Source organism: Orbaceae bacterium lpD02 (assembly GCA_036251875.1).
GTDB lineage: Bacteria > Pseudomonadota > Gammaproteobacteria > Enterobacterales > Orbaceae > Orbus > Orbus sturtevantii.
The window spans coordinates 248661-275304 of sequence record CP133960.1; the positions used below are offsets into that span (position 1 = coordinate 248661).

At 39.0% G+C, this 26644-nt stretch carries 19 protein-coding genes; 15 read left to right on the forward strand and 4 right to left on the reverse strand.

What is annotated here, in order from left to right:
• Window positions 1-37 precede the first annotated feature (37 nt).
• The gene (locus RHO12_01130; GenBank protein ID WVD66386.1) at window positions 38-1291 is read left to right on the forward strand and encodes an MFS transporter; all 1254 of its coding nucleotides are present in this window, start codon (window positions 38-40) and stop codon (window positions 1289-1291) included.
• A complete protein-coding gene (locus tag RHO12_01135; GenBank protein WVD66387.1) occupies window positions 1272-2738 on the forward strand; it encodes a glycoside hydrolase family 32 protein in 1467 nt (488 codons plus the stop codon). The genes RHO12_01130 and RHO12_01135 overlap by 20 nt, the downstream gene beginning before the upstream one ends.
• Window positions 2739-2877: 139 nt before the next feature.
• On the opposite strand, the gene RHO12_01140 is transcribed toward RHO12_01135, so the two are convergent.
• Window positions 2878-3879 carry a LacI family DNA-binding transcriptional regulator gene (locus RHO12_01140; protein ID WVD66388.1) on the reverse strand — a complete coding sequence of 334 codons (1002 nt, stop codon included), beginning with the start codon at window positions 3877-3879 and terminating at the stop codon, window positions 2878-2880.
• Between the two features lie 529 nt (window positions 3880-4408).
• Between RHO12_01140 and RHO12_01145 the strand changes: the two genes are divergently transcribed.
• The 11 genes from RHO12_01145 to RHO12_01195 all read left to right on the forward strand — a co-directional run bounded on the left by RHO12_01145 (window position 4409) and on the right by RHO12_01195 (window position 20439).
• Window positions 4409-6697 (forward strand): filamentous hemagglutinin N-terminal domain-containing protein, encoded by a 2289-nt coding sequence (locus RHO12_01145; protein ID WVD66389.1) that lies wholly within the window; start codon window positions 4409-4411, stop codon window positions 6695-6697.
• Window positions 6698-7109: 412 nt separating this feature from the next.
• A complete protein-coding gene (gene vgrG / locus RHO12_01150; GenBank protein ID WVD66390.1) occupies window positions 7110-9476 on the forward strand; it encodes a type VI secretion system tip protein VgrG in 2367 nt (788 codons plus the stop codon).
• 1 nt (window position 9477) lies between these two features.
• A complete protein-coding gene (locus RHO12_01155) occupies window positions 9478-10398 on the forward strand; it encodes a hypothetical protein (protein WVD66391.1) in 921 nt (306 codons plus the stop codon).
• Window positions 10399-10417: 19 nt separating this feature from the next.
• Complete coding sequence (locus tag RHO12_01160; GenBank protein ID WVD66392.1) at window positions 10418-14470, forward strand: hypothetical protein; 4053 nt, start codon at window positions 10418-10420, stop codon at window positions 14468-14470.
• A 17-nt stretch (window positions 14471-14487) separates the two neighbouring features.
• Entirely contained in the window at window positions 14488-15321 is an 834-nt protein-coding gene (locus tag RHO12_01165) for a hypothetical protein (protein ID WVD66393.1), read from the forward strand.
• 22 nt (window positions 15322-15343) lie between these two features.
• On the forward strand, window positions 15344-16171 hold the full coding sequence (locus tag RHO12_01170; protein WVD66394.1) for a hypothetical protein: 828 nt from the start codon (window positions 15344-15346) through the stop codon (window positions 16169-16171).
• Between the two features lie 22 nt (window positions 16172-16193).
• A complete protein-coding gene (locus RHO12_01175) occupies window positions 16194-17021 on the forward strand; it encodes a hypothetical protein (GenBank protein ID WVD66395.1) in 828 nt (275 codons plus the stop codon).
• 22 nt (window positions 17022-17043) lie between these two features.
• A complete protein-coding gene (locus RHO12_01180) occupies window positions 17044-17871 on the forward strand; it encodes a hypothetical protein (GenBank protein WVD66396.1) in 828 nt (275 codons plus the stop codon).
• A gap of 22 nt (window positions 17872-17893) precedes the next feature.
• Window positions 17894-18718: a hypothetical protein gene (locus RHO12_01185; protein ID WVD66397.1), complete on the forward strand. Its 825-nt coding sequence runs from the start codon at window positions 17894-17896 to the stop codon at window positions 18716-18718.
• Window positions 18719-18752: 34 nt separating this feature from the next.
• Window positions 18753-19577, forward strand: a complete 825-nt coding sequence (locus tag RHO12_01190) for a hypothetical protein (GenBank protein ID WVD66398.1) — start codon at window positions 18753-18755, stop codon at window positions 19575-19577.
• A 34-nt stretch (window positions 19578-19611) separates the two neighbouring features.
• Window positions 19612-20439: a hypothetical protein gene (locus RHO12_01195; GenBank protein WVD66399.1), complete on the forward strand. Its 828-nt coding sequence runs from the start codon at window positions 19612-19614 to the stop codon at window positions 20437-20439.
• A gap of 382 nt (window positions 20440-20821) precedes the next feature.
• Here the strand turns inward: RHO12_01195 and yccS are convergent, their stop codons facing one another.
• On the reverse strand, window positions 20822-22891 hold the full coding sequence (gene yccS, locus RHO12_01200; GenBank protein WVD66400.1) for a YccS family putative transporter: 2070 nt from the start codon (window positions 22889-22891) through the stop codon (window positions 20822-20824).
• Window positions 22892-23157: 266 nt separating this feature from the next.
• Here yccS and RHO12_01205 point away from each other — a divergent pair, with 266 nt between their 5' ends.
• The gene (locus RHO12_01205) at window positions 23158-23487 is read left to right on the forward strand and encodes a Grx4 family monothiol glutaredoxin (protein ID WVD67413.1); all 330 of its coding nucleotides are present in this window, start codon (window positions 23158-23160) and stop codon (window positions 23485-23487) included.
• A gap of 88 nt (window positions 23488-23575) precedes the next feature.
• Here RHO12_01205 and rnt read toward each other — a convergent pair whose 3' ends face one another.
• Entirely contained in the window at window positions 23576-24217 is a 642-nt protein-coding gene (gene rnt / locus RHO12_01210; GenBank protein ID WVD66401.1) for a ribonuclease T, read from the reverse strand.
• A gap of 144 nt (window positions 24218-24361) precedes the next feature.
• Between rnt and dinB the strand changes: the two genes are divergently transcribed.
• The gene (gene dinB, locus RHO12_01215) at window positions 24362-25432 is read left to right on the forward strand and encodes a DNA polymerase IV (GenBank protein WVD66402.1); all 1071 of its coding nucleotides are present in this window, start codon (window positions 24362-24364) and stop codon (window positions 25430-25432) included.
• 83 nt (window positions 25433-25515) lie between these two features.
• Here the strand turns inward: dinB and RHO12_01220 are convergent, their stop codons facing one another.
• The gene (locus tag RHO12_01220; GenBank protein WVD66403.1) at window positions 25516-26619 is read right to left on the reverse strand and encodes an SIMPL domain-containing protein; all 1104 of its coding nucleotides are present in this window, start codon (window positions 26617-26619) and stop codon (window positions 25516-25518) included.
• Window positions 26620-26644: the final 25 nt, after the last annotated feature.

The following is a 26644-nucleotide window of genomic DNA, read 5'->3' on the forward strand; positions in this document are numbered from 1 at the left end:
ATAAGGAAGTTAATAGGTCTTTGAAGGTTTAATTATTATGAAAAAGTCGAGTAGACAGTATTATTTTTTACTTAGTGGATTATTTTTCTTTTTCTTTTTTACCTGGTCTTCATCTTTCTCGCTTATTTCGATTTGGCTTGAGCAAACCCTTGGCTTAACGGGTATGGATACCGGGATTATTTTTTCTGCTATCTCTATTGTTGCTTTATGTTTGCAGCCTTTATATGGTTTTATTCAAGATAAATTAGGTTTAAAGAAAAATCTATTATGGCTAATTGGGTTTTTATTATTGGGATCGGGGCCGTTCTTCATCTTCGTTTATGCGCCGACACTAAAATATAATATTATTTTAGGTGCTGCATTAGGGGGGGTGTATGTTGGCGCGACTTTCTTCTCTGGTATTGGCGCACTCGAATCCTATATCGAACGGGTTAGTCGTATTGCTGGTTTTGAATATGGACGCGCGAGAATGTGGGGATCACTTGGCTGGGCAGCGGCTACCGCGCTAGCGGGCACAATTATTAATATCAACCCGGATATTAATTTTATCATTGCATCAAGTTCGGCGGTAGTTTTCCTGATTCTTCTTGGCTTTATTAAAGTTGCCAAAATTGATGCGATGGGGCAACTTGAATATGGCAAAGTGAGTAAATTACAAATTAGTGATGCGCTTGGATTATTAAAGCTTTCGCAGTTTTGGGCACTAGTCATTTTTGTTGTTGGTGTCAGTATGTATAACGTCTATGACCAACAATTCTCGGTCTATTTTTCTCACCAATTCGCAACGCAGCAAGAAGGCAATAGGATGTATGGCTTTTTAAACTCATTACAAGTTTTTCTTGAAGCGGGCGGGATGGCATTAGCGCCATTTTTAGTTAATCGAATCGGCGCAAAAAATAGTTTGTTATTAAGTGGTGCAATTATGACTTTACGTATTATTGGCTCTGGTGCTGTTGAAGGACCAATATTAATCTCTGCGATGAAATTATTGCACGCAGTTGAACTACCTATTTTATTAATTGCAATTTTTAAATTTATTTCAACACGTTTTGATCATCGTTTATCGGCAACACTGTACCTAGTTGGTTTCCAGTTCGTTGCGCAAGTTTGCGCCAGCTTTTTAGCACCATTAGCCGGTTATGGTTATGACCAAATAGGTTTTGCTGATACCTATATGATAATGGGCTGTATAACTGGCGTATTTATGTTAATCGCGGCTTTCCTACTTAAAGGGGATAAGCAATTAAAATTAGTCATTGGAGGAGTTGTTAATGAAAGCGTTACTTACTAAAGGTAATCAAGCTGTTGAAGATTTAGCTAAACAGGTAAAAGATCGCTATTATCCAAGTTATCATATTGCCGCAAAGGCTGGTTGGATAAATGATCCCAATGGATTGGTTTATTTTAATGGTAAGTATCATGTCTTTTTTCAGCATTATCCTTACAATGAAAATTGGGGACCCATGCATTGGGGTCATGTCGTCAGTGACGATTTAGTTCATTGGCAGCACTTACCTATCGCACTCGCGCCATCCGAAGATTATGACCTAGATGGCTGTTTTTCGGGATCGGCTGTCGATGATAATGGTGTCCTTGCATTAATTTACACCGGACATGTATGGTTAAAAGAGCCGGGTGATGACAGTGCGATCCGTGAAGTTCAATGCCTCGCTATTAGTAATGATGGTGTTAACTTTGACAAGCAAGGAATCATCTTAACGCCACCAGATGGCATTATGCATTTTCGCGATCCTAAAGTTTGGCGACAAGATAACCGATGGTTTATGGTTGTTGGGGCGCGTGATAAAGATGATGTTGGTCAAGTTTTACTCTATAGCGCAGATGATTTACGCCATTGGCAATTTGAGCAAGTATTGGCTAAAACTGATGATCCTGATGTGTATATGATGGAGTGCCCTGATTTCTTCCCATTAGGTAACAAATATATTTTGATGTTCTCTCCGCAAGGTATGAAAGCAAAAGGCTATCAATACCGTAATCGTTTTCAATCTGGTTATTTAGTCGGTGATTGGCAGCCAGGCGCTTCCTTTAAGATTGAGCAAGAATTTACCGAGATGGATCATGGTCATGATTTTTATGCGCCGCAATCATTAGTCGCAAAAGATGGTCGTCGGATTGCTATTGGCTGGATGGATATGTGGGAATCACCGATGCCAAGTAAAGCCGATAAATGGGCCGGAGCTTTAACACTACCAAGAGAGCTCGCTTTAGCTGCTGATAACAAAGTACTGAGTAAACCGGTACATGAAATTCAATCATTACGCGGTGACACCAAACAACTTACACAGCTACACTTAAAAAGTGGCGTACAAGATTTACAGTTGGCAAGCAGCCAGTGTGAGCTTATTGTTAACATTGATTTAACTAAAACCAATGCTGAAAGAGCAGGGCTTGCATTAGCCGCTTCTAAAGATGGCAATCAATCAACTTTAATTTTTATTGATAATCAAGCCAGACGTTTAATACTCGATCGCTCACGTTCAGGTGAAGGCGTGCAAGGCTATAGAAGTATTGCTTTACCAGACGGTGACGAGCTAGCACTGCGTATATTTATTGATCACTCTTCAATTGAAATCTTTGTGAATGAAGATCAAGCGGTACTAAGTAGTCGTATATACCCTACTCATAATGAGCGAACCATCTTTTTATTTGCTGAAAATGGCGAGTTGTTTATTGAAAAAATAAACTATTGGCATTTAAACAGTATAAATAGGTAACCATAAATGTAATCATCAAGTTTATTTTTTGGTCAATGCGAGCTCGTGATGAAAAACATGGTGATTATTGCTAAAGCGGAAGGAGCCGCTTTCAATACCTTTTTTAAAAAATAGCGATAATGTAAATATAACTATCAATTTAAATAGATTGTCTTACTAATAATGGACAATCTATTTTATACTGTTGCTTATCTTTTACCTTATTAATAATATGCAGTGCCGCTTGTTCACCAATTTGGTAGTGTGGTAATTGTACGGTAGTCAATGGAGGGTAAAACAATTCGCCAATACCGACCATATTATCATAGCCTAATACCGCCACTTGCTGCGGTATTTTATAGCCCAATCCGAGTAATACTTGATAGACGAGTAAGGCAATTCGATCATTACCGCATATAATCACATCAAAATCGGCAGAACGATGTTTAAAATAGCGATTAATAATCGTTATGGTATCAAGATAGTGTTCATCGCCGAGATCAAGGTTTAAGTGATATGAGGTTAAATCCTCTAATAATAAATCATGATCTCGCCAAGCTTGTTCAACGGCTTGACGCCGAATTTTCCCCGCAAGGGTATTTAATGATAAGTAAATACATAACGGCTTTTTATAACCTTGGGCAATAACATGAGCCATCGCCTGATATTGCCCTTGATAATCATCAGGAACATAGCTAGCAGCCGAGGTGTCAGCGCTAACACAGTTAGCAAGTACCAGCGATTGATTATGTAGTTTTGCTGGGATAGTTATTTGCCTAAAGCCCATCGAGGTAAAAATAATACCCGTAGGTCGATAAGAAAGAAGGGTATTGATGGCTCGCTCGGCATCGTGGTCATCAAATAAGTTAACAATTAATGTATTGCATTGATGCGCCTGAGCAGTTTTTTCAATGGCTTGCAATAACTCAACAGAGAAAGGGGTGGTTGCGGTGTCTAAAGCAAGTACGCCGATTAGTTGTGGTACTTTACGGTCACCTCTAATTTTTAAGGCCGATACGTCTGGCACGTAATTTAGCTGATCGATGGCATGCTTGACTTTTTTATAAGTATCTTTATTGAGTTTATCAGGGGTATTAATTGCTCTAGACACTGTCATTAATGACACTTGTGCAAGTTTTGCCACATCTTTTAATGACGCCATTTTCCCCTCATGATATTGCTGCCAACATAGTGATTGCTGGTTATAGTACCATAGTTTACGTCACTATATCATCTTAGTTAATACCGTTAGTTTTCATAAGGCTCATAATATGCGTATATTGTTCAGCCTAACTAATTCAGGGTTGATCTCTAGTCTCTTGCTTATTACAGATTAGCAAGAGGTTAGCTATTATCTTTAAAAATAACCGCCCAATCCTTGGCATATTTTTGTCTGCAAACCAATCAAATTAATAATTGTAAAATTGTTGCAATTTAAGTCATTTTTGTAATAAAATTCGCACCTTTGTAAATTAATAGTAAATTTAACGAAAACATCTAGATAAAATCATTAGGTTAGCTAGAGCTAGTGACTAGCTTATTGATTTATAAACGGCAAAGATTTAAGCCTAAGGCTGCTGCCTTAGGCTTACTATAGTCAGTGTTATTACGCTGGCAAAATCAGGGTAATAGCACTACCCACAAATAAGATATCCCTAAACGGATAAATCAATAAACAAACGGAATCAACTATGAATAAACATTTTTATCGCATTATTTTTAACAAAGCACGCGGCATTATGATGGTGGTAGCGGAAATCGTTAAGCGTCACCAAGGTGAAGGGCGTAGCAGCCAAAAAGCCACCCGCACAGCTAGCAGTGGTAAAGTGACCGCCGCGTTAAAACCGCTCAGCTTTTTAACCTTTGTGGCACTGGGTATGGTGAGCATCGTAACCCAAAGTCAGGCTAGCACCATTATTAGTGACAATAGCGCTGGGCAGTCACAGCGCCCGATCATTATCGAGCGTCCAAATGGCCCAACGGTAGTCAATATTCAAGAAGCCAATAAAGCAGGCGTTTCACACAATAAATACAACCAATTTGATGTGTCACGAGAAGGCGTAATTTTAAATAACAGCGCGCAATCATCAAACACCCAGCTAGGCGGCAATATTGCCGGTAATAGTAACTTAGCTAATTCTGGCGGCGCTAAGGTTATTTTAAATGAGATTAACTCAGCCAATGCCAGCCAACTGAACGGTAAAATCGAAGTTGCAGGGCAAAAAGCCCAAGTCGTTATCGCTAATGCAGCGGGGATTACTTGTAATGGCTGCGGTTTTATTAATGCCGATAGAGCAACCCTGACTACCGGTAGCGCTATTTTCGGTGAGGATGGCACACTACAAGGTTACCGCGTTGAGCAAGGTAATATTACCATTAATGGTGAATTTGATAGCCGTGAACAAGATTATACTGGTTTAATTGCTCGCACAGTAAATATTAATGGTCAAATACACGCTAATCAAATGATGGTCGTTGCCGGTAAAAATAAGGTCACGCATTATATAAGGGTTTATGATGATGCTTCTTATGACAATGTATCTGTCGACAAAATTTATAGCGATGATGAAAAACCACAGCTAGCGATTGATGTTGCTGCTTTAGGTGGAATGTATGCTAATAAAATCACACTAACAAGTACCGAGACAGGCGTGGGTGTACGTAACGCGGGTGCTTTATCGGCATCACATGATCCCTCTGAATATGAGACTTTTATCAAGATAGCTGCCACTGGTAAAATCACTAACACAGGTCAAATTTATGTTAAACATTATCCAGATGAAGAAAATTTACAAAATACCGAAAATAAAAATATTTCAGCTAAGCGAACAACCACGCAGACAACTAATAGCGACTCTAACGCTACTTTATATGATGAAAGTACTATACAAAGCGAAGAAGATTATTATGTTGACTATAATAGCATACATAGTTATACATCCCTAGTGACCAGCGGTGAAATTGTTAATGAAGGTGATATTCACATTTTAGGTAATGGTGGATTTTTTACCCTTGAAGGAAAACAAGGTATTAATAATAAAGGAAACATTGAAGTTTTGACAGACCCTAGCATATATACTGATACTGTTCGAATGATTAGCGAGAAGGTGGTTAATAATAGCGGTTCTATTAATGTTGAGGGAAGCTTCCAAATATCTTCAAGGGGTGATATATACAACACATCTAAAATAAAAGCTAAGGACATCTATTTTTACGGTGACAATAATATTGTTAATGCGGGTCAGATTGCAGCAGATAGATACACTGACTTTGAAACCCAGAATTTTAACAATAGAGGATATATTACAGGTAATACTGGTCAATATTTAGTTGATGGCACATTTAATAATGACGGTAATATCACTATGGATACTGAACTGTTTATTTTAGCCCAAAATTTGTATAACAATGGCGGATTAAAATCACATGGTGAGATTATGTTATCAACAGATATGTCTATTCTCAACGATAACGGTGTTAATGAAGGCGAAATGGTTAATCGTGGCACAATAGAAGCAGATAAAGCACTAAACATCGCGGTAAATAAACTTAATAACTATGATAATGGCAAAATATCTAGTGGTGGGGTGCTCAATATTGGCAATTATCTAGAATATCACTTTTATATCAATGAATATGGTGAACTAGTTTCTACCAGTGAAACGGTGGAAGGCAAAGCCCAATCAATCAACAATCAATCAGGCACCATTGAAGCCAAAGGCGATTTAACGATAGGTGCTGAGCAAATTAATAATAGCGGTAAAATCAAATCAGCTAAAAATATGAACCTTGCATTAACGATGCTCAATAACACAGACGGTACAATATTTAGTGGTGGAGCGCTTAATATAGGCAAAGACCTTAATGAAGACGGAACAATCACAGGCAGAGCCACAATGGTCAATAACCTATCAGGCTCGATTGAAGCGGCAGACGATATAACGATTGATGCTTTATATTATCTGTATAGCACTGATTAAATCTAGCTAAGAGAGCATTACCCGTTTTGTTATAAGCTGTCAAATCAATCTCAAAACGACAAAAGGTAACGCTCATGCTTAACGCCAAAGCCCAGTACCTTGTATTGGGCTTTTTTATGTGCAAATTTCAGTCGTTTAAACGCGGCGTGGTATTTATTTAATCACCAAACGCTAACTTCGCGTTTCTTTTTATTTGTTGGTTATTGCATGGCTTGATGGGCGCTATGCGCAAAATGTGTTGCGCTGTTCGCTTACTCAGTAGCGTTACTAAGTCATTGTCTAACTAAAATAAAGAGTTGCCAATTGGGGCAAAATATCGTAATTTTACTGTTTTACGTTTTTGCTTTAAAAATGTAATCGTAATGGAATAAAGCAATAATAAAAACAGAATAAAGATAAAAGGAGTTACCCCATGGCCAGCGGTCTTGATACTGCATTAGATCCACTTACCAACGCACTTAGCACCCAGCAACATAATAAGTACGCACTGACACTTTCCGGCTTATCATCCGCGCTCTCGGTCCTATCGGTACACGGTAATGAAGCCCTCAATCAGCCTTGGCGTTACGAGATCACCGTCACGAGCCTTGACCCGCATATATCTATCGATAGCGTGCTTAACCAGCCAGCCCAGTTTAGCTTCTTAGTCCCCAACTTGCTAACGCAGGTGACGCACATTAGCTCACTCGATAAACCAGCAATGCCGCGCACCTTATATGGCGTGGTGACTGAGTTTGCTCAGCTATCGGTCAATAAAGATGAAGCGCATTATCGGCTGGTACTGCAGCCACGGCTGGCGCTATTTGCGAATGACCATTATAGCGCCATTTACCAAAACCAAAGTGTGGTCAGCGTAGTGGAAGAGGTGCTGCGCCGCCATGGTTTTACTGGCGTCGATTACCGCTTAGCGTTAAAAGATAGCTACCCAGCCCGGGAGTTTATCACGCAATGGCAAGAGAGCGACCTGGCGTTTATACAGCGTTTACTGGCCGATGTCGGTATTTGGTTACGCTTTGAAAGCCACGCCGAACATAACTGTGATGTATTAGTATTAAGTGATTACGAACAGGGTTTTGAGGACGTCGGCAGTCTTGGTTACACGCAACCGAGTGGCATGGCGGATAACGCCCGTGATAGCGTGTGGGATTTACAATTTGCCAGCAAAAGCGTAGCGCGTCAGGTGAAGGTAAATGATTATAATTATCGAGAAGCACCAGCCGACCTTCACGCACAAATAAACTCACAACCTAAAGAGGTTACCACCGCCGGCACCGATTACCGCTATGGTGAGCACTTTAAACGTAAAGGCGATGACAACATTATTGAAAGCGGCAGTTGGTATGCCAAAATCCGCCATCAGCAGCAGATTAGCGAACAGATTATTATTCACGGTAACGCTAATGACTACCACTTAGCCCCAGGGCAACGCCTCATCATTAGCGGCAGCCCAATCAACGGCATCAGTGAAGGGATAGTGATTTTAGCGACCGAGTGCTATGGTGACCGCAGCGAGGCCTATCACGTTAAGTTTACCGCTATGCCGTATAACGTACTAAAACCGTATCGCCCGGCACCGTTACCATGGCCGCAAGTGACCTGCACGCTGCCGGCGCGGGTGACCAGTCCTGATAATGACACCTATGGTTATATTGACACCATGGGGCGCTACCGAGTTAAATTTGATTTTGATTTAAAAACCTGGCGCAGCGGTGAAGAGAGCCTATGGGTGAGGCTGGCAAAGCCGTATGCTGGTGACACTTATGGTTTTCACTTCCCCTTAATCGATGGTACCGAGGTGGCTATCGCCTTTACCGATAGTAACCCAGATAGACCGTATATCGCCCATGCCATGCATGACAGCACACATCCTGACCCTGTCACGACTATCAATAAACACCGCAATGTGCTGCGAACGCCAGCCAACAACAAACTGCGCATGGATGATAAACGCGGGCAAGAGCATATTAAACTGGCCACCGAGTACGGCAAAAGCCAGCTTAATCTCGGCCACTTAGTTAACCAAAACAGAGAGCAACGCGGTGCCGGCTTTGAGCTACGCACCGACGAATGGGGCGCCATTAGCGCGAACAAAGGTTTATACCTAACCGCACAAAGCGAGCCACAAGCGCAAGGTCAGCAGCTCGATATGCAAGGCGCGATTAGCCAGCTTGAAAACGCCTTATCGATTGCCAAAGCGCTACAACATGCTGCGAATACCGCGCAGGCGCACCCCGCTGATATCGACAGTCAACAGCAGCTACAAAGCGCACTCAACCAGTTAACCGAAGCGGGCATGATTGCTTACGCACCAGCCGGTATTGGCTTAACCAGTGATGAAAATATCCAGCTCTCCAGCGGCAACAGCATCAGCCTAACCAGTGAGCAGCAAACTGATATTAGCGCGCTAAAAAACATCACCTTAGCCTCATCTGAGGCAGTCGGCATCTTTGCCCATAAAGCGGGCATTAAGCTACTGGCTAACCAAGGTCAAGTCGAACTGCAAGCCCAAAACGACGCCATGGCTATCGCCGCCAAGCAAGATGTGACGATTGACAGTGTAGACGGCAGTATTACCATTACAGCGAGTAAAGAGATAGTACTCATTAGTGATGGCGCCTATATTAAAGTGGATCCTTCTGGAATAGAGCTGGGCACATCGGCTAATGTCACCATAAAAGCGGCAGCGCTGCAAAAAATGGGGCCGGCGACATTGCAACCTGATGAGTTAGAGCTTAAAAGCAGTGAATTATCGATTAAGCCGTGTGCAGAGATAAGCTAAGATGTTAAATAAATTAAATGCTTATGAACACTATTTTAAGTACCGCTACTTATTGGTAGATAATTTGGTGGCGTTACAAGATGAAAGTCCGCTTTCACAGCGCTCATTACGTAACACGGTTGGTGAAAAAAATATCGCCAATGTGCTACGTAGCGACTTATCCCATGACCCAAAGGTCTGCCCAACCTTAATTACCCTTGCCGAGCCTGCCAAGTATCTTGAAAAGGCCATAATAACCGATATTACTGCGCAAGCTTCGCTAGAGTGTTTATGGCCAAAGCGCTATCTCTGTGCGGTTATTATAACTGAGCTAGCGCCCAAAGCGCTGGCTGAAAAGCTGGTTGCGATTGGCGATAAAATAGCGGATAGCGCACAACTGCCTTTTTACCCTTTTTTTGAACCCTTTCGGCTGGAACTGTTACAACAGGTTGCCACTCTTGAAACCCAAAACGGGCTATCAGCGCAATTATCTGCCATTGAAGGCTATTATTATCCTTCTATTCATCAAGGCCTATTAACGCCTTACCCCGTTGCGATTAACGATGAGGTAATTGATACTAACTGGAGCCGTGCGTTAGTTGACTCATTAACGCATTTAAAGCTGACACAAACGCTGGTTATTGCCTGGGCAAATAGCCGCACAAAACCAGCAAGCCAGCAAGGGTTGCCGCTTGCTAATGGTATTATTTTGCAATGTCATCATTTGGTTGAACAAGCGATTACGCTAGGTTTAACCAATAGTAATGATATTTTATTCTGGGGCTTAACTAGCCTTAGCGTTAACGTCGATTTTGCCAAATATGAAGAGGCGCTCACCCTGATAAAACAGGCTAAACACTCGCCCGGCACGTTATCGCAAGGATTTATTGATACCCCAAAATCGGTCTGGGATAACATTATTCTACGCGATAAATCGCAGTAGAGGGGGATAAGGACATAACATGAAACACAATCAAGCCACCGCCAATCAATGTGCCGCTGATGCGGAAGGAAAGTGCGCTGCATGTCAGCGCCATGGACTAAAAGTCTTTTTACTGCGCCAAGCGATTATCGCTAAAAATAAAACAGATGGCTCACCTAATGGTGAACCGATTTATCTTGAGCTAGCGCACTATATGGCGCAGCTTAATTTTACCGGTAGAATGCCTGATGAAACACTCAGCGACTACCAGTATATTCTTAGAACCATTCGTGATGGTTATGTGTATGTGATGCAGCAACATGGTACGGATAGTGCTAGCCGAGTCATAGAGGCTTATGAGTCAATTGACGGCGCGTTGCGCAGAAAAAATGCCTACAGTTTACCCGGTAGCAAGCCAAGACCGTTACCTAAAGCGTGCCGTAATTTGCATCATTCAGTGCCGGCTGCATTTATCCACCTTGATGAACAACAATATACCGAGGCCTGGATTGGCTATAGCCAGCGGCCGTGGTCAAAAGAGACGATTGATGGCTACCTTACCGAGCAAGATGTAACGGCTTTATCACGCTTTAGCCACGTTGATTTAACCACGTTTAAACAAGACCAATCGGCCGCAACGAATAATCGAGCGGTGCCTTTTGCCGATATTTTTGGCTATTTAGGTGACAATAACGTTAGCCCACCGAGCAAAGTGCTGGAATTTCGCTTTGCGAAAGATTCGTTACCGTATTTTGACTCGGTTGACGGATTTAACAGCCGCCAAGCCGAGCGAACACGCTACGCCAGTAATGTCCATGATTTATATAAAAAAGATAAGAGCGTTAGCTCATCAGCGGTTGTATTAGAGGATCCGTTTGCTATTGCCGAGGAGTTAAATGGTCAGCGGGCAGCTAAGCTCAATTTTTTTAATGAAAATTTGCCAACGGCATTTGATGACACGGCGACTGAGATTGATTTTGATATCAACAAACAGCAGCAAGATTATCAGCGCAGAGCAAAAAATATGTTAGCAATGGTTAATCCTGACTTACAACGTCGATTCGAATATTATCAACAGCCGATGTTTAAAAAACGGGTTATTTTACAATTAATTGAAAGTTATCGCTCGGGACTAAAAAACTATTATGATAGCCAAATTTCCAGTTTAATCGAGCAGCAACAAGAGTTATACCAAAATAATTTAACCAGCAGCTTTCAACGCCAAGATCCATACTCTAACCCAGCGCATGAAAAGAAATTAACCAAGTTACGCGCGGAAAAAGAAGAAAAACTCAATTCATTTAATGAACGTCTTGATAGTGGCAAAATAACCAATTTTGAACAGCAATCTGAGCTAGCGTTTAAAAAAGTAGTCGAATATTATAAACAATACTCCCTCGATTATTTCACTTATGTGAGGTGGTTATTTGGCAGTGCTGATTTTGTATCTGCTTATGCTAAAAATAAACCGAGCTCATTTAATGCCACTCGATTTTGGCAACGTGAATTTGATTTCACCACCGAAACAGCAAAAATTAGTCATATTACCGATATAACCAATATTTTATTAGATATTAGCGGTAATGAGGTGAGTTTAGAGGAAGATAACGCCTTATGGGACGAGCTATTAAGTAACCCAAACAGTATTTATTACGTGATATGTCACGCTAATGTCAATGGTATCTCAATTGATGAACAGAATTTTATCGATATCCAGACCGACAGCCTCGTCAGTTGGCAAGATGTACTGGATAAAACCTCTGAGTTTTCTGCGGTTTATGAGTTAAGCCAAGAAGAGCATAATAAAAAAGACTTACAAGAAAAACAGCTCATCCTTGCCAGTAATCAGCGGCAAGTCAACGCCGCTATTGAAGCAAAGCAGCAACAACTCGACGCCATCAATAATAAAATTCAATACCTACATAATAGACCAGGTGCAAACCAAGTTGAATACAAACAGGCCAGAGAGGAGCGAAGACGCATAAGAGCGGAGATGACGGACTTAAATAATAAGCTACAGGCAATTGAGTCTGACTTATCGCAATTAAGTGCGCCTAGCCGCTTTGATGGCTTAAAAGTTGATAGCGCGCAAAACTACCTTGCCGATATGGCGATAAAAAAACATACTAATTTAATTAAACATGCTAACTACCAACCGATTAAAATTAGGTGGCATCAGCTTAACATCATGTACCGCTTAGCGAAATTTAATGTCTACCCTGTAGAACTAAACGTCAATATTAGGCGTGAAAGTATTGAGTCCGTATTTGCGATGCTGACAGATATGCATGGCGGATTTTTTAGACAAAATGGCTTTAATGTTGAAGAGCGTGCCTTTTTACAACAGTTTACGGTTATTGATGACGCAGCACCTCAATTAGGACAAAAGCACGCGGTAACCAAGCAGTGTAAGCTACATTTATGTTTTCCTGATGAACGCGCATTAGCACTATTTATGACATTTATGAAAACTAAAAGTAAAAATATTTTATCGGCGCATGAGCTTAATGCTTTTATTAGCAAACAGTTATCCAATTATTTTGGCGCAAGTGTTGCCGAGCAACAAATACAGAGCCAGCTTGCACAGTTAAGAAGCCAGCAGGCAACAGTGCAAGATAAGCTCAATCAAGCAAATTTAGAAAAAGGCGAGCGGGTAAGGCTACAAGGTCAAGCCCACGCAATGCAAAATGAAATTGCGCAGACACAGGCGCAATTAACTAAAATCGAGAAAACAGCTCGCCTTAATGCATTAAAAGGTATTCGTGTATCAGTCAAAAGCTATCATTTAAATTTAAAAGTCAATGCATTGGTTGGTATTTTAACCCTGTTTAGTATTAAGGATAATATTCAAGACTGGGGCACCCCGCAAGAAAAAGATGGTGAGATGGCAAACCGGGAAAGCTTATTTAATAATATTAGCACCTTAGCCTTGCTCGGTGTTGATTTAGCCACGCAGTATCACGGTATTAAATTAAATATGCAGTTATTAAAAGCCACTAGAAGTGGATCACCTACCGCAATGCTTGAAGATACCATTAGACTTAATAAATTCTTGGGTAGAAGTGTCGTCTATGCTTTTGCTCTAATAAATATTGTGGATGCCCTAACCGAGTTAACTAGTGCGATTCAAATGCGGGATATGGAAGATTTAACATATTTTTATCAAAGAACTATTGGTTCTGGTTTAATGGCAATTGGTGCTGCTCTTTTACTTATTACGACTCCATTCATATTAGCCATAGGCGCGATTTTCTTACTAGCTGGATTTATTTCTGTGAGTTTGAGTAAAAAATATGATAACTTTAGCGCAATTGAGCACTGGTTAAATCGCTGTTATTTTGGCAAACAAGTCGAGCTTAAATATTTGCAATACAGTGCCTATAATGAAGATAACGACTCATTAGCTGGCTTTGGTAATGCGATTAATGATTACCTATTAATCGCCAATGGCATTGAGACCTTTATCGCCTTTAAGCCGCTAAGTGAATTAATTAATGAACACAATAATCGCCGTAATGTGCAGTTTTACCTTAAAATTCCTAACTTTGCCCTAAATAGTAGCAACGAATACCTAAAAGTCGCTATTCGGTTATTTGATAACGATCACCATACTGGTAAAAAATGGATCGATTTGGAGTATTATATTTCAGCCGATGGGATTCGCCGCCAGCCGACTATCGCGGTGATTGATAGCCTGCCCGCTAAATCAATTATTGATGGTACGGATTATATTGTATTAGATGATGGTGCGCCTAATAAGGCGCAAGCCGAGCAAGTGGCAGCAAGCTTTAATCAACTGCCTACGGGTTATCAATCAGCGCAATTAGGCAGTTATCAAGGCAAACCGATACAAACTATTAAGGGCTTAAATATTCCCCAAAATGATAGCCATAATCCGGGTGAATTTAGCCTAACGGTGCAAACCGTAGAGGGTACCACACTAATTAGCGGTAGCGAATTAACGATAGCTAAAAATATTGCTGGCACTTATGATTTTAATCGTATCGAAGAGTATCAACTGATTATCTACTACTATAATCGTGATAATGTGCCATTAATTATTACTAAAAACAGCAGTAATATTACTGATTAACCACTAGGAACTCCATTATGCCATCAAAATACCGCCCACAACTATTTGGTTGGATTGGTGACCTTGGTAAAGGTTGTAATTATCTATCTGCCGCTGATGAACGTTTAATTTACGCTAATGATAATTACTGCGCCTTTATTCGTAAAACGTTAGGAAATCAATTGTTTTATTTCTTTTTATCTGGAATTCTCTCGGTTTCTTGTGTGATTTTAGCCATTTTATGTTTTTTTTTATGTGACATTCTTATTAAAAAAGTTGAGATTGATTTAGGGGTTTTGGCTTTTACCATTCTTATATTTATTGCTCTCTTTATCGCATTATATGCAATTCTAATCCCCGAATTCTATCAAAACCTATTTGCTAAACGGGGTGAGCCGATTATTTTTAACCGTAAAACCCAAAAAGTGTATATTAATGAAAGTTACTTTTTTAACTTTAAATTTTGGCGTAATCCACTCATGTTTTTACTGCCAGCAAAAAGGCGCATTAAAGAGTACAATTGGGCTGATTTGCATGGCATTGTGGTGCATAATTATTCGCGTAATGCTTTAACCACCACCATTATGATGGTATGTAAGCCAGGCACCCATCAAACCATTGACCATATTATGTTAGATCCAGCAAGAAGCGGTATTGGTAGTAATTTGGTATGGGGATGGGTGAATAATTTTATGGTGTATTTTCATTTAGCGAACTTAAATGATGGGCGATATTTAACAACCCAAGAAGATAAATTTAACCGTAACTATATCAAAGGGCAAGGTTGGCCACAGTGGATGCAAGACGCATTTAATGCCCGTTCACTCGATGAGCTTGCGCAAATCAAACAAAAATATGGTATTAAGGAATAACAATGGATAGGACGGATTAGTGATGCCCTCAAAATACCGCCCACAACTATTTGGTTGGATAGATGACCTTGATAAAGGCCCTCGTTATGTCACCAGTACCGATGAGCGCTTACTGTATGCTAATGATAATTACTGCGCCTTTATTCGCAAAACTTTAGGGAATCAGTTGTTTTATTTCTTTTTATCGGCATTACTAACACCTAGTTGTATTTTTTTAATCATTATGAGTTATGATTTTTCTATTGAGCTTATTAGAGATTCTGAGTATGAATTTTCTATTATGATAATTATTGCTATATTGACTCTTTTTGTTGCTATATATGCAAGTATACTTCCTGAATTCTATCAAAACCTATTTGCTAAACGGGGCGAGCCGATTATTTTTAACCGTAAAACCGAAAAAGTGTATATTAATGAAAGTTACTTTTTTAACTTTAAATTTTGGCGTAATCCACTCATGTTTTTACTGCCGGCCAAAAGGCGCATTAAAGAGTACGACTGGGCTGATTTGCATGGCATTGTGGTGCATAACTATTCGCGTAATGCCTTAACCACTACCATTATGATGGTATGTAAGCCATGTACCCATCAAACCATTGACCATATTATGTTAGATCCAGCAAGAAGCGGTATTGGCAGTACCTTTGTATGGGCTTGGATCAATAGTTTTATCAGCTATTCAAGCTCGGTAAATTTAAATAATGGTCGGTATTTAACAACCCAAGAAGATAAATTTAACCGTAACTATATCAAAGGGCAAGGCTGGCCGCAGTGGATGCAAGACGCGTTTAATGCCCGTTCACTCGATGAGCTTGCGCAAATAAAACAACAGCATGGTATTAAGGAATAACAATGGATAGGACGGATTAGTGATGCCCTCAAAATACCGCCCACAACTATTTGGTTGGATAGATGATCTTGATAAAGGCCCTCGTTATGTCACCAGTACCGATGAGCGCTTACTGTATGCTAATGATAATTACTGCGCCTTTATTCGCAAAACTTTAGGGAATCAGTTATTTTATTTCTTTTTATCTGCTATCCTGACCATTACATTTATTTTTCTATGCAGTTTAAGCATGGACTTCTTTAGTATATTAGTTGATGAATCCGACTATAAAACTTTTACCATAGTAATGGTAGGAATGACCGCTTTTATTGTCGGAATGTATGCTGTCATTATCCCTGAACTATATCAAAATTTTTTTGCTAAACGGGGCGAGCCGATTATTTTTAACCGTAAAACCGAAAAAGTGTATATTAATGAAAGTTACTTTTTTAACTTTAAATTTTGGCGTAATCCACTCATGTTTTTACTGCCAGCAAAAAGGCGTATTAAAGAGTACGACTGGACTGATTTGCATGGCATTGTGGTGCATAACTATTCGCGTAATGCCTTAACCACCACCATTATGATGGTATGTAAGCCAGGCACCCATCAAACCATTGACCATATTATGTTAGATCCAGCAAGAAGCGGTATTGGCAGTACCTTTGTATGGGCTTGGATCAACAGTTTTATCAGCTATTCAAGCTCGGTAAATTTGAATAATGGTCGGTATTTAACAACCCAAGAAGATAAATTTACCCGTAACTATATCAAAGGGCAAGGCTGGCCACAGTGGATGCTAGAGGCATTTAATGCCCGTTCGCTTGATGAACTTACGCAAATCAAACAAAAGTATGGTATTAAGGAATAACAATGGATAGGACGGATTAGTGATGCCCTCAAAATACCGCCCACAACTATTTGGTTGGATAGATGATCTTGATAAAGGCCCTCGTTATGTCACCAGTACCGATGAGCGCTTACTGTATGCTAATGATAATTACTGCGCCTTTATTCGCAAAACCTTAGGGAATCAGCTACTTTATCTATTGCTTTCTTTATTATCACTGCTAATGTTAGTGGCCGCAATTATATTTGTTACATTGTTAATTATTTCATTGATGACCCCCCCCCCTGACAACGGCATGTTAGCTCTTTCAATATTTATGCTATTTATGTCGTTAATTACAATTTATCTTATTATCCCCGAATTCTATCAGAACCTATTTGCTAAACGGGGCGAACCGATTATTTTTAATCGTAAAACCGAAAAAGTGTATATTAATGAAAGTTACTTTTTTAACTTTAAATTTTGGCGTAATCCACTCATGTTTTTACTGCCGGTAAAAAGGCGCATTAAAGAGTACGACTGGGCTGATTTGCATGGCATTGTGGTGCATAACTATTCGCGTAATGCTTTAACCACCACCATTATGATGGTATGTAAGCCAGGTACCCATCAAACTATTGACCATATTATGTTAGACCCAGCAAGAAGCGGTATTGGCAGTACCTTTGTATGGGCTTGGATCAATAGTTTTATCAGCTATTCAAGCTCGGTAAATTTAAATAATGGTCGGTATTTAACAACCCAAGAAGATAAATTTAACCGTAACTATATCAAAGGGCAAGGCTGGCCACAGTGGATGCAAGAGGCATTTAATGCCCGTTCACTCGATGAGCTTGCGCAAATCAAACAAAAGCATGGTATTAAGGAATAACAATGGATAGGGCAGCTTAGTTATGCCATCAAAATACCGCCCACAACTATTTGGTTGGATAGATGACCTTGATAAAGGCCCTCGTTATGTCACCAGTACCGATGAACGCTTACTATATGCTAATGATAATTACTGCGCCTTTATTCGCAAAACCTTAGGCAATCAGTTATTTTACTTATTTATTTCATTGTTATGCACATTAATGTTAATAGCTTTAATTGGGATATTTGTATTTATAATTATGCTGTTACTAAATGAGCCAAACCATACGATGTTGGCTTTTTCAATATTTGTGTCATTTATTGCTGTAATTGCACTTTATCTTATTATCCCGGAATTCTATCAAAACCTATTTGCTAAACGGGGCGAGCCGATTATTTTTAACCGTAAAACCCAAAAAGTGTATATTAATGAAAGTTACTTTTTTAACTTTAAATTTTGGCGTAATCCACTCATGTTTTTACTGCCAGCAAAAAGGCGTATTAAAGAGTACGACTGGACTGATTTGCATGGCATTGTGGTGCATAATTATTCGCGTAATGCCTTAACCACCACCATTATGATGGTATGTAAGCCAGGCACCCATCAAACCATTGACCATATTATGTTAGATCCAGCAAGAAGCGGTATTGGCAGTACCTTTGTATGGGCTTGGATCAACAGTTTTATCAGCTATTCAAGCTCGGTAAATTTGAATAATGGTCGGTATTTAACAACCCAAGAAGATAAATTTACCCGTAACTATATCAAAGGGCAAGGCTGGCCACAGTGGATGCAAGACGCGTTTAATGCCCGTTCGCTTGATGAACTTACGCAAATCAAACAAAAGTATGGTATTAAGGAATAACAGGGTGAATAACAATGGATAGGACGGATTAGTGATGCCCTCAAAATACCGCCCACAACTATTTGGTTGGATTGGTGACCTTGGTAAAGGTTGTAATTATCTATCTGCCGCTGATGAACGTTTAATTTACGCTAATGATAATTACTGCGTCTTTATTCGCAAAACCTTAGGGAATCAGTTGCTTTATCTATTGCTTTCTTTATTATTACTGCTAATGTTAGTGGCTGCAATTATATTTGTTACATTGTTAATTATTTCATTGATGACACCCCCAGATAACGGCATGTTGGCTTTTTCAATATTTGTGTCATTTATTGCTGTAATTGCACTTTATCTTATTATCCCCGAATTCTATCAAAACCTATTTGCTAAACGGGGCGAACCGATTATTTTTAATCGTAAAACCGAAAAAGTGTATATTAATGAAAGTTACTTTTTTAACTTTAAATTTTGGCGTAATCCACTCATGTTTTTACTGCCAGCAAAAAGGCGTATTAAAGAGTACGACTGGACTGATTTGCATGGCATTGTGGTGCATAACTATTCGCGTAATGCCTTAACCACCACCATTATGATGGTATGTAAGCCAGGCACCCATCAAACCATTGACCATATCATGTTAGATCCAGCAAGAAGCGGTATTGGCAGTACCTTTGTATGGGCTTGGATCAACAGTTTTATCAGCTATTCAAGCTCGGTAAATTTGAATAATGGTCGGTATTTAACAACCCAAGAAGATAAATTTAACCGTAACTATATCAAAGGGCAAGGCTGGCCGCAGTGGATGCAAGAGGCATTTAATGCCCGTTCACTTGATGAACTTGCGCAAATCAAACATAAGCATGGTATTAAGGAATAATAGGGTGAATAACAATGGATAGGACGGATTAGTGATGCCATCAAAATACCGCCCACAACTATTTGGTTGGATAGATGACCTTGGTAAAGGCTGCAATTATCTATCTGCTGCTGATGAACGTTTAATTTACGCTAATGAAAATTACTGCGCCTTTATTCGTAAGACCTTAGGGAATCAGCTACTTTATCTATTGCTTTCTTTATTATCACTGCTAATGTTAGTGGCCGCAATTATATTTGTTACATTGTTAATTATTTCATTGATGACCCCCCCCCCTGACAACGGCATGTTAGCTCTTTCAATATTTATGCTATTTATGTCGTTAATTACAATTTATCTTATTATCCCCGAATTCTATCAAAACCTATTTGCTAAACGGGGCGAACCGATTATTTTTAACCGTAAAACCGAAAAAGTGTATATTAATGAAAGTTACTTTTTTAACTTTAAATTTTGGCGTAATCCACTCATGTTTTTACTGCCAGCAAAAAGGCGCATTAAAGAGTACAATTGGGCTGATTTGCATGGCATTGTGGTGCATAACTATTCGCGTAATGCCTTAACCACTACCATTATGATGGTATGTAAGCCAGGTACCCATCAAACTATTGACCATATTATGTTAGACCCAGCAAGAAGCGGTATTGGTAGTAATTTGGTATGGGGATGGGTGAATAATTTTATGGTGTATTTTCATTTAGCGAAGTTAAATGATGGACGGTATTTAACAACCCAAGAAGATAAATTTACCCGTAACTATATCAAAGGGCAAGGCTGGCCACAGTGGATGCTAGAGGCATTTAATGCCCGTTCGCTTGATGAACTTACGCAAATCAAACAAAAGTATGGTATTAAGGAATAACAGTGAATCACATTTAAAAGCTCTGCATGCAAACGGCTATAACCATATAATCCGTGAGGTAATTCAAATAATGAATTGATTCTCTTATCTAGCTGTTGGTTAAACACCGTTCTCTAAGAAGGTGACCGCTTTAAATAAGCATAATAATCACGGCTAGAGACAGTAAATAAATGAAATAAAGGTATTTAGATAAACTATTTTACAATTTAATAAATTCGTACCTTGCTATGTCTGACTTGCAAAGTACAGTGCAGCCTTTTTTAGGATTTCGATCTCCTTTTAAAGGTCAAAATGTTTCCAGTAATTTGGGCAGATCACAACGTATGGGTTTTTTTATTGATAAGATTTTTATCGATTAACAGGTAAAATCACCAATAGATGCTCAATTATTGGTTTTACTTAGCTGCTCGATCAGCTGCAGCGTCTCGGGTAAAATGTCTAATATCAGTAGCAGTTGCTGCAAAATAATGGGATCATCATTATTCACATCATGTGTTTGTTTATCCAAGGTATCGCTAATTATTTGGCGTAGTAACAGCAAATGTTGGTCTATTTTTTGCTGTCTATTTAAGACATTGATAATAACAACACATGCATCGTCAAATAACGTTAATGTTTCAGCTGTTAGCTGCTTGTCACGGTGAGCGGCTAACGTTGAAATATAACTAATTAAGCTATGATTAAGGGTCAAAAAACGAAAGGCTTGATCGGCGAACTGCTGGTCGATATGGGGCTCTTTGGTCATTATGGTAATCAGTGCCGATAAATCAGCATTGTTTTCATGAACATGGCGCCTAATTAATCGATACTGCACATCGTTGTGCTTGCCTGATAAATATTGGCTACCAATCAAGGCTAAATAATGACTATTATCATTACAAGATCGTTTAATTAGCTTATCTAAATTACGGAACTTCCAATCTGGCCAAATAAAACTTACTGCCAACCAGGCGATAAGACAGCCGATAACGGTTGCGATTATTCTTAACATTGCGACATCTAAACTGCTTTCACCGATAAGACCAAAGCTAAAAAACACCAGCAAGGTAACAAATGCGGTGGCATAAGCATATTGAGAGTTTTTAAATAGAAAAAATAACCAACCACTTAAAATAATCAGTAACAGTTGCGCCTCAATGTTAGGAAATAGGTAAGTAAGCGGAACTCCTATCGCAATGCCGGCGAGGGTGCCAAGTACCCGTAAGCGCAGTCGATATTTCGTTGTTGAGTAGTTGGGCTGGCAAACAAATAAGCTGGTTAATATGATCCAATAACCATGCTGTAAGTGAGTGACTTGGATAATAATATAGCCAACAGAAAAAACTAAACTCATGCGCACCGCGTGACGAAATAGGGCGGATTTGACGGTTAAATTTTGTTTAATTTGTTGCCAGCTTTCTTTTATGCCGCTGAAATTATCCTCACTGAGTGATGTTTGCATGTACTGATTAGACAATTGCTGCTCATTATTAATATTGGATAATAGCAAATCAATATTTTGTAAGTTTTTAAGCAAATGAATGAGGGCATTAATCAGCTTACGATCACCTTGATGGCGGTTAATCGCCTCTTCTAAATAATTAAAATATTTTTCAAAAGTCGGATTATGTTGATAAATTTGCTTATATTTAATGCTAATTGCTAGCTGATTACAGGCCTTGGCTTGTAAATTTAAAATACGCGCAAAACGAAATAAAATATCGCTATGTTTAAGTTCTTGGCAAAGCGTTTGGTAGGCGACATGGGTGGCACTTGCTCGTTCGTGTATATCTTGCGCAACGAAGTAGTAATTGAGCATATTACGGATATAGGCTTGGCCGCGATAGCTTTTTAAGCGATTAAATAGCGAGGACTTGGTTTGATTTAGGGCATCAACGAATTGACTATTTGCTAAAGTAATATTGGCTAATTGGCTCTTAAAATTTTCGCTCTCATCTGGGTCAAATAATGCTGCTTTAGCATCTAAGTACTGCCCTAATTTAAAAAATAATACGGCTAAATTTTGTTGCGTTGTTCTTATCGGCTGGAGTATTGATTCAATAAATGAAACCAAGTTATACCAAATCGCGCCAATTAATAAACATATCGGCTGTGAGTAAAAATCGCTATACATTTTATGGCCTAGCATAGTATAAGCCGCAATCAGTAACGAACCGAAAGCGATTACGCCATAGCGTTGGCCTAACGCGCCAAGTAGGGTAAATATAAATGTTGATGAAATTAAGCCAATAATAAATAACACAGGATAGGGGAATAATAGTTGGACAGAGAAAGTCGCTAATGAAAAGCAAACTAATGTAATAATCAAATTAACTAATCGATAGAGTAAACGCGTGTCAATTTCACTTAACGCCGCCGCAACAACGCCCAATGTTAATGGGATAATGGCTTTTATCTCACCAAAATACCAAGGAATAAAGGTGCAGCCAGCAAGACTAATTAAAATTCGCATGCTGTAAAGCACATTACTGTGATAAAAAACTTGTCTTAATGAAGCGCGTAGAGTATTCACAATTTAGCTATTAGCAGTGGTTTATTGACGTAATTGTAGCTGAAACCGTTATTAAAATATAGAGATGCAGTTAATATATTGCTAATCAACATTGGCTAGACAAAAAAATAATAACTGCAGCAATAGTTATTACCTATGTATTGATTAATCATTTTGCGTTACTATATTCAATCATCCCTTCAGTAGGAATTGATTTTACTATGACAATGACAACGATTGAAAAAATTCAAAAACAGATCAGCGATAACCCGATCATCCTTTATATGAAAGGTTCGCCTAAATTACCCAGCTGTGGATTTTCAGCGCAAGCTTCTCAAGTTCTATCACAATGTGGCGTACCTTTTGCTTACGTTGATATTTTACAAAACCCAGATATTAGAGCGGAACTGCCTAAATACGCTGACTGGCCAACGTTTCCTCAATTATGGATCGATGGTGAGCTAGTAGGTGGTTGTGATATTATGATTGAAATGTTTCAATCGGGTGAATTGCAAACGCTAACCAAAGAAACCGCCAGCAAATACCAAACGGCATAATTGACTGTTCATTTACGGTTATCCGATGCGATAACGCTTTTTGCAAGGGAGCATTATGGCTCCCTTGATCGTTTGTCCTCTCTGGCAATTATTGCTCTTGGGCTAATGGCCAACCACCAAGTGATTTAAAACGATTAATCATCTCGCAAAATAATACTGCGGTTTTTTCCGTATCATATAATGCTGAGTGTGCTTCTTTATGGTCAAAAGGGATCTTAGCTGTTTCGCAGGCTCTAGCAAGCACGGTTTGCCCATAAACCAAACCCGCTAACGAGGCCGTATCAAAAGTAGCAAAAGGGTGAAAAGGATTACGTTTTATTTTACACCGTTCGGCGGCCGCCATTAAAAAACCATGGTCAAAATGGGCGTTGTGGGCAACAATAACCGCACGATTACAATCATTGTCTTTAATACCTTTGCGCACCATTTTAAAAATTTCATCGATAGCATTTAGTTCGGTTACCGCGCCCCTTAGCGGGTTGGTTGGGTCAATACCATTAAAAGCCAATGCTGATGGCTCTAATATCGCCCCTTCAAATGGATTAACATGAAAATGTATTTTATTATCAATAGCTAACCAACCATCATAATTCATTTTTACGGTAATTGCGGCTATTTCAAGTACGGCGTTGGTTTGACTATTAAAACCAGAGGTTTCGATATCAATGACCACTGGGTAGAAACCACGAAAGCGGTCACACAATTTATTCGATACAGTAGATTCAGGCACAATATTAACTTATTTTGTAAAACTAATTGGACTATTATGCCAGTAATTGTAAAAATTGGGTAGTGATTGTAAATAGGTATAGTCGGCAGAATATATTTACTATATATTGTATATTTATACAGTTATGATTTTAACCAAGATGTAATGATGAATTCGGTAAAGAAAATTATTCATATTGATATGGATTGCTTTTATGCCGCAGTAGAAATGCGAGATAACCCTCGTTACCGTAACATTCCTATTGCGGTAGGCGGAGATCCTAAAAAACGAGGCGTTGTCGCGACAGCGAATTACCTTGCTCGTCAATATGGTATTCACAGTGCGATGTCAATGGCTCAGGCGGTTAAATTATGCCCTCACCTTAAAGTGGTTGCCGGTCGGCATCAAGTTTATAAAGAGGTTTCCAAGCAAATTCATCAAATATTCAAACAATACACGCCACTCATTGAGGCCTTATCACTTGATGAAGCTTACCTTGATGTCACTGATTGCAGTTTATTCCATGGTTCAGCGACGCTAATAGCCCAAGATATTAGGCAAAAAATTGCTACAGAGCTTAATTTAACCGCATCAGCAGGCGTTGCACCATTAAAATTTTTAGCGAAAATCGCCTCAGATATGAATAAACCTAATGGTCAATATGTGATCCCGCCAGAAAATGTAGCTGAGTTTGTTACTCATTTGCCATTAAAAAAAATACCCGGTGTCGGTAAAGTCACCGAGAAAAAATTAGCCGAATTAGGCTTAGTGTATTGTCGTGATGTGATCAATTATGATTTAAGTAAACTCTTAAATCAGTTTGGTAAATTTGGTCGAATACTTTATGAACGTTGCCAAGGAATAGATGATCGAGAAGTGCATAATGATCGACAGCGTAAATCAGTCGGCGTTGAAAGAACCATTGATAATGACATTTATAATTGGGAAGAATGCCTGCCATTTTTTGACTCGTTATATGATGAACTTGAAAAACGGTTAAGCAAAGTTAGAGCCGACTTAGCGATTGCAAGGCAAGGCGTTAAATTTAAATTCCATGACTTCCAGATCACCACTCAAGAGCACGTCTATCCAAAGCTCAATAAGCAAGATTTAATTGAGCAAGCTCGTCAGATCTGGCTAGATAGACGTAAAGAGCGGGGGATCCGTTTAATCGGTTTTCATGTCACATTAATTGATCCCCAGCTCGATAAGCAGTTGGTTTTAACCTTTCAGTGATCCCTTTAGTCGATTTAATGTCAGGATACTATAATAAAAAAGCTAAAGGACAAATTGCCTTTAGCTAAAATATGGCTGATATTTTATTGTGTTAGTATTTTCACAATTTCAAATGAGCCTGACATCGTTAACGTTATTGAAAACTCTGATGGCGGTTGAATATCAACACTATCGGCTATAAAACTTTGTGCTTGACCGGCATTAAGAACTTTTTGCGAATAACTATAGTTGCGGGGTTGTATCGAATAGATATGACTATTTTCATCACTATTAAGGTGAGTTGGAACGCCTAATTGGTATTGCTTACCAAGCAATCGTGCCGCTTTTGCGGTTAGTTTGTCATAAATCGATTGCTCATATTGCGCCAAAATGCGATTTTTTTCTAACTCAGATACGTTATAACTTATATCATTATTAACTGTCATTTTAAGCTCTTGGGCTTTAACGATTATTTTCCCAATTAAATCAAAGTTATTTACTTTAACTTGCAGCGTGTTACGTACATAATATTTTTTTACAGTTTCAGTCTTGGGTGAAATAACTTGGTTATCATAACTGGCAACTGAAATATCATTAATTCCTAATTTAGCTAACTCATTAATAATTAGCTGATATTTTTGTTGAGCCAGTTGCTTAGCTTGGTCGGCTGAATCGCCATTGGCCTCAAGGCTAAAAATATAAGCGTTATTATCGACACGCTGTTTAATATCATCAATATTGTTTTTATCAAATAGTTTTACTGCGTCAAAAAACTGCTTATTGGTCATATTAACATTAACGGCAAATTTTGAATTATACCGTTTAGATTTATCCGCAATCGGCTGTTGTTGTTCATGTTCATAATTTTGATAAGCAATTGTAGTTAAGTCCTCATTTTTAATACCTAATTGGTTTAAATATTGATTTAATGCTTTCATATTCGCGGTATTGCGATTTGATGCATCATTTGGACTACTACCTTCGGTAATATAGGTAATTGAAAACTCAGCCGTATCAGGCTTTAACTTGATTGTTTCTGTTATGCTGGTGTTAATATCACCAATTACCACGGCATTATTACCATATTTAAGCCGTTGCAATTCAAGTGTATTGGCTAAATTCTCGTTTGGTACAGTTGAATAAGCGGCTTGAGGTATTAATATAAGACTCAAATTTAATAATAAAATAGATGCTATTTTCTTTTTCATTTGTTCAACCTTTTAAATGCTGTCA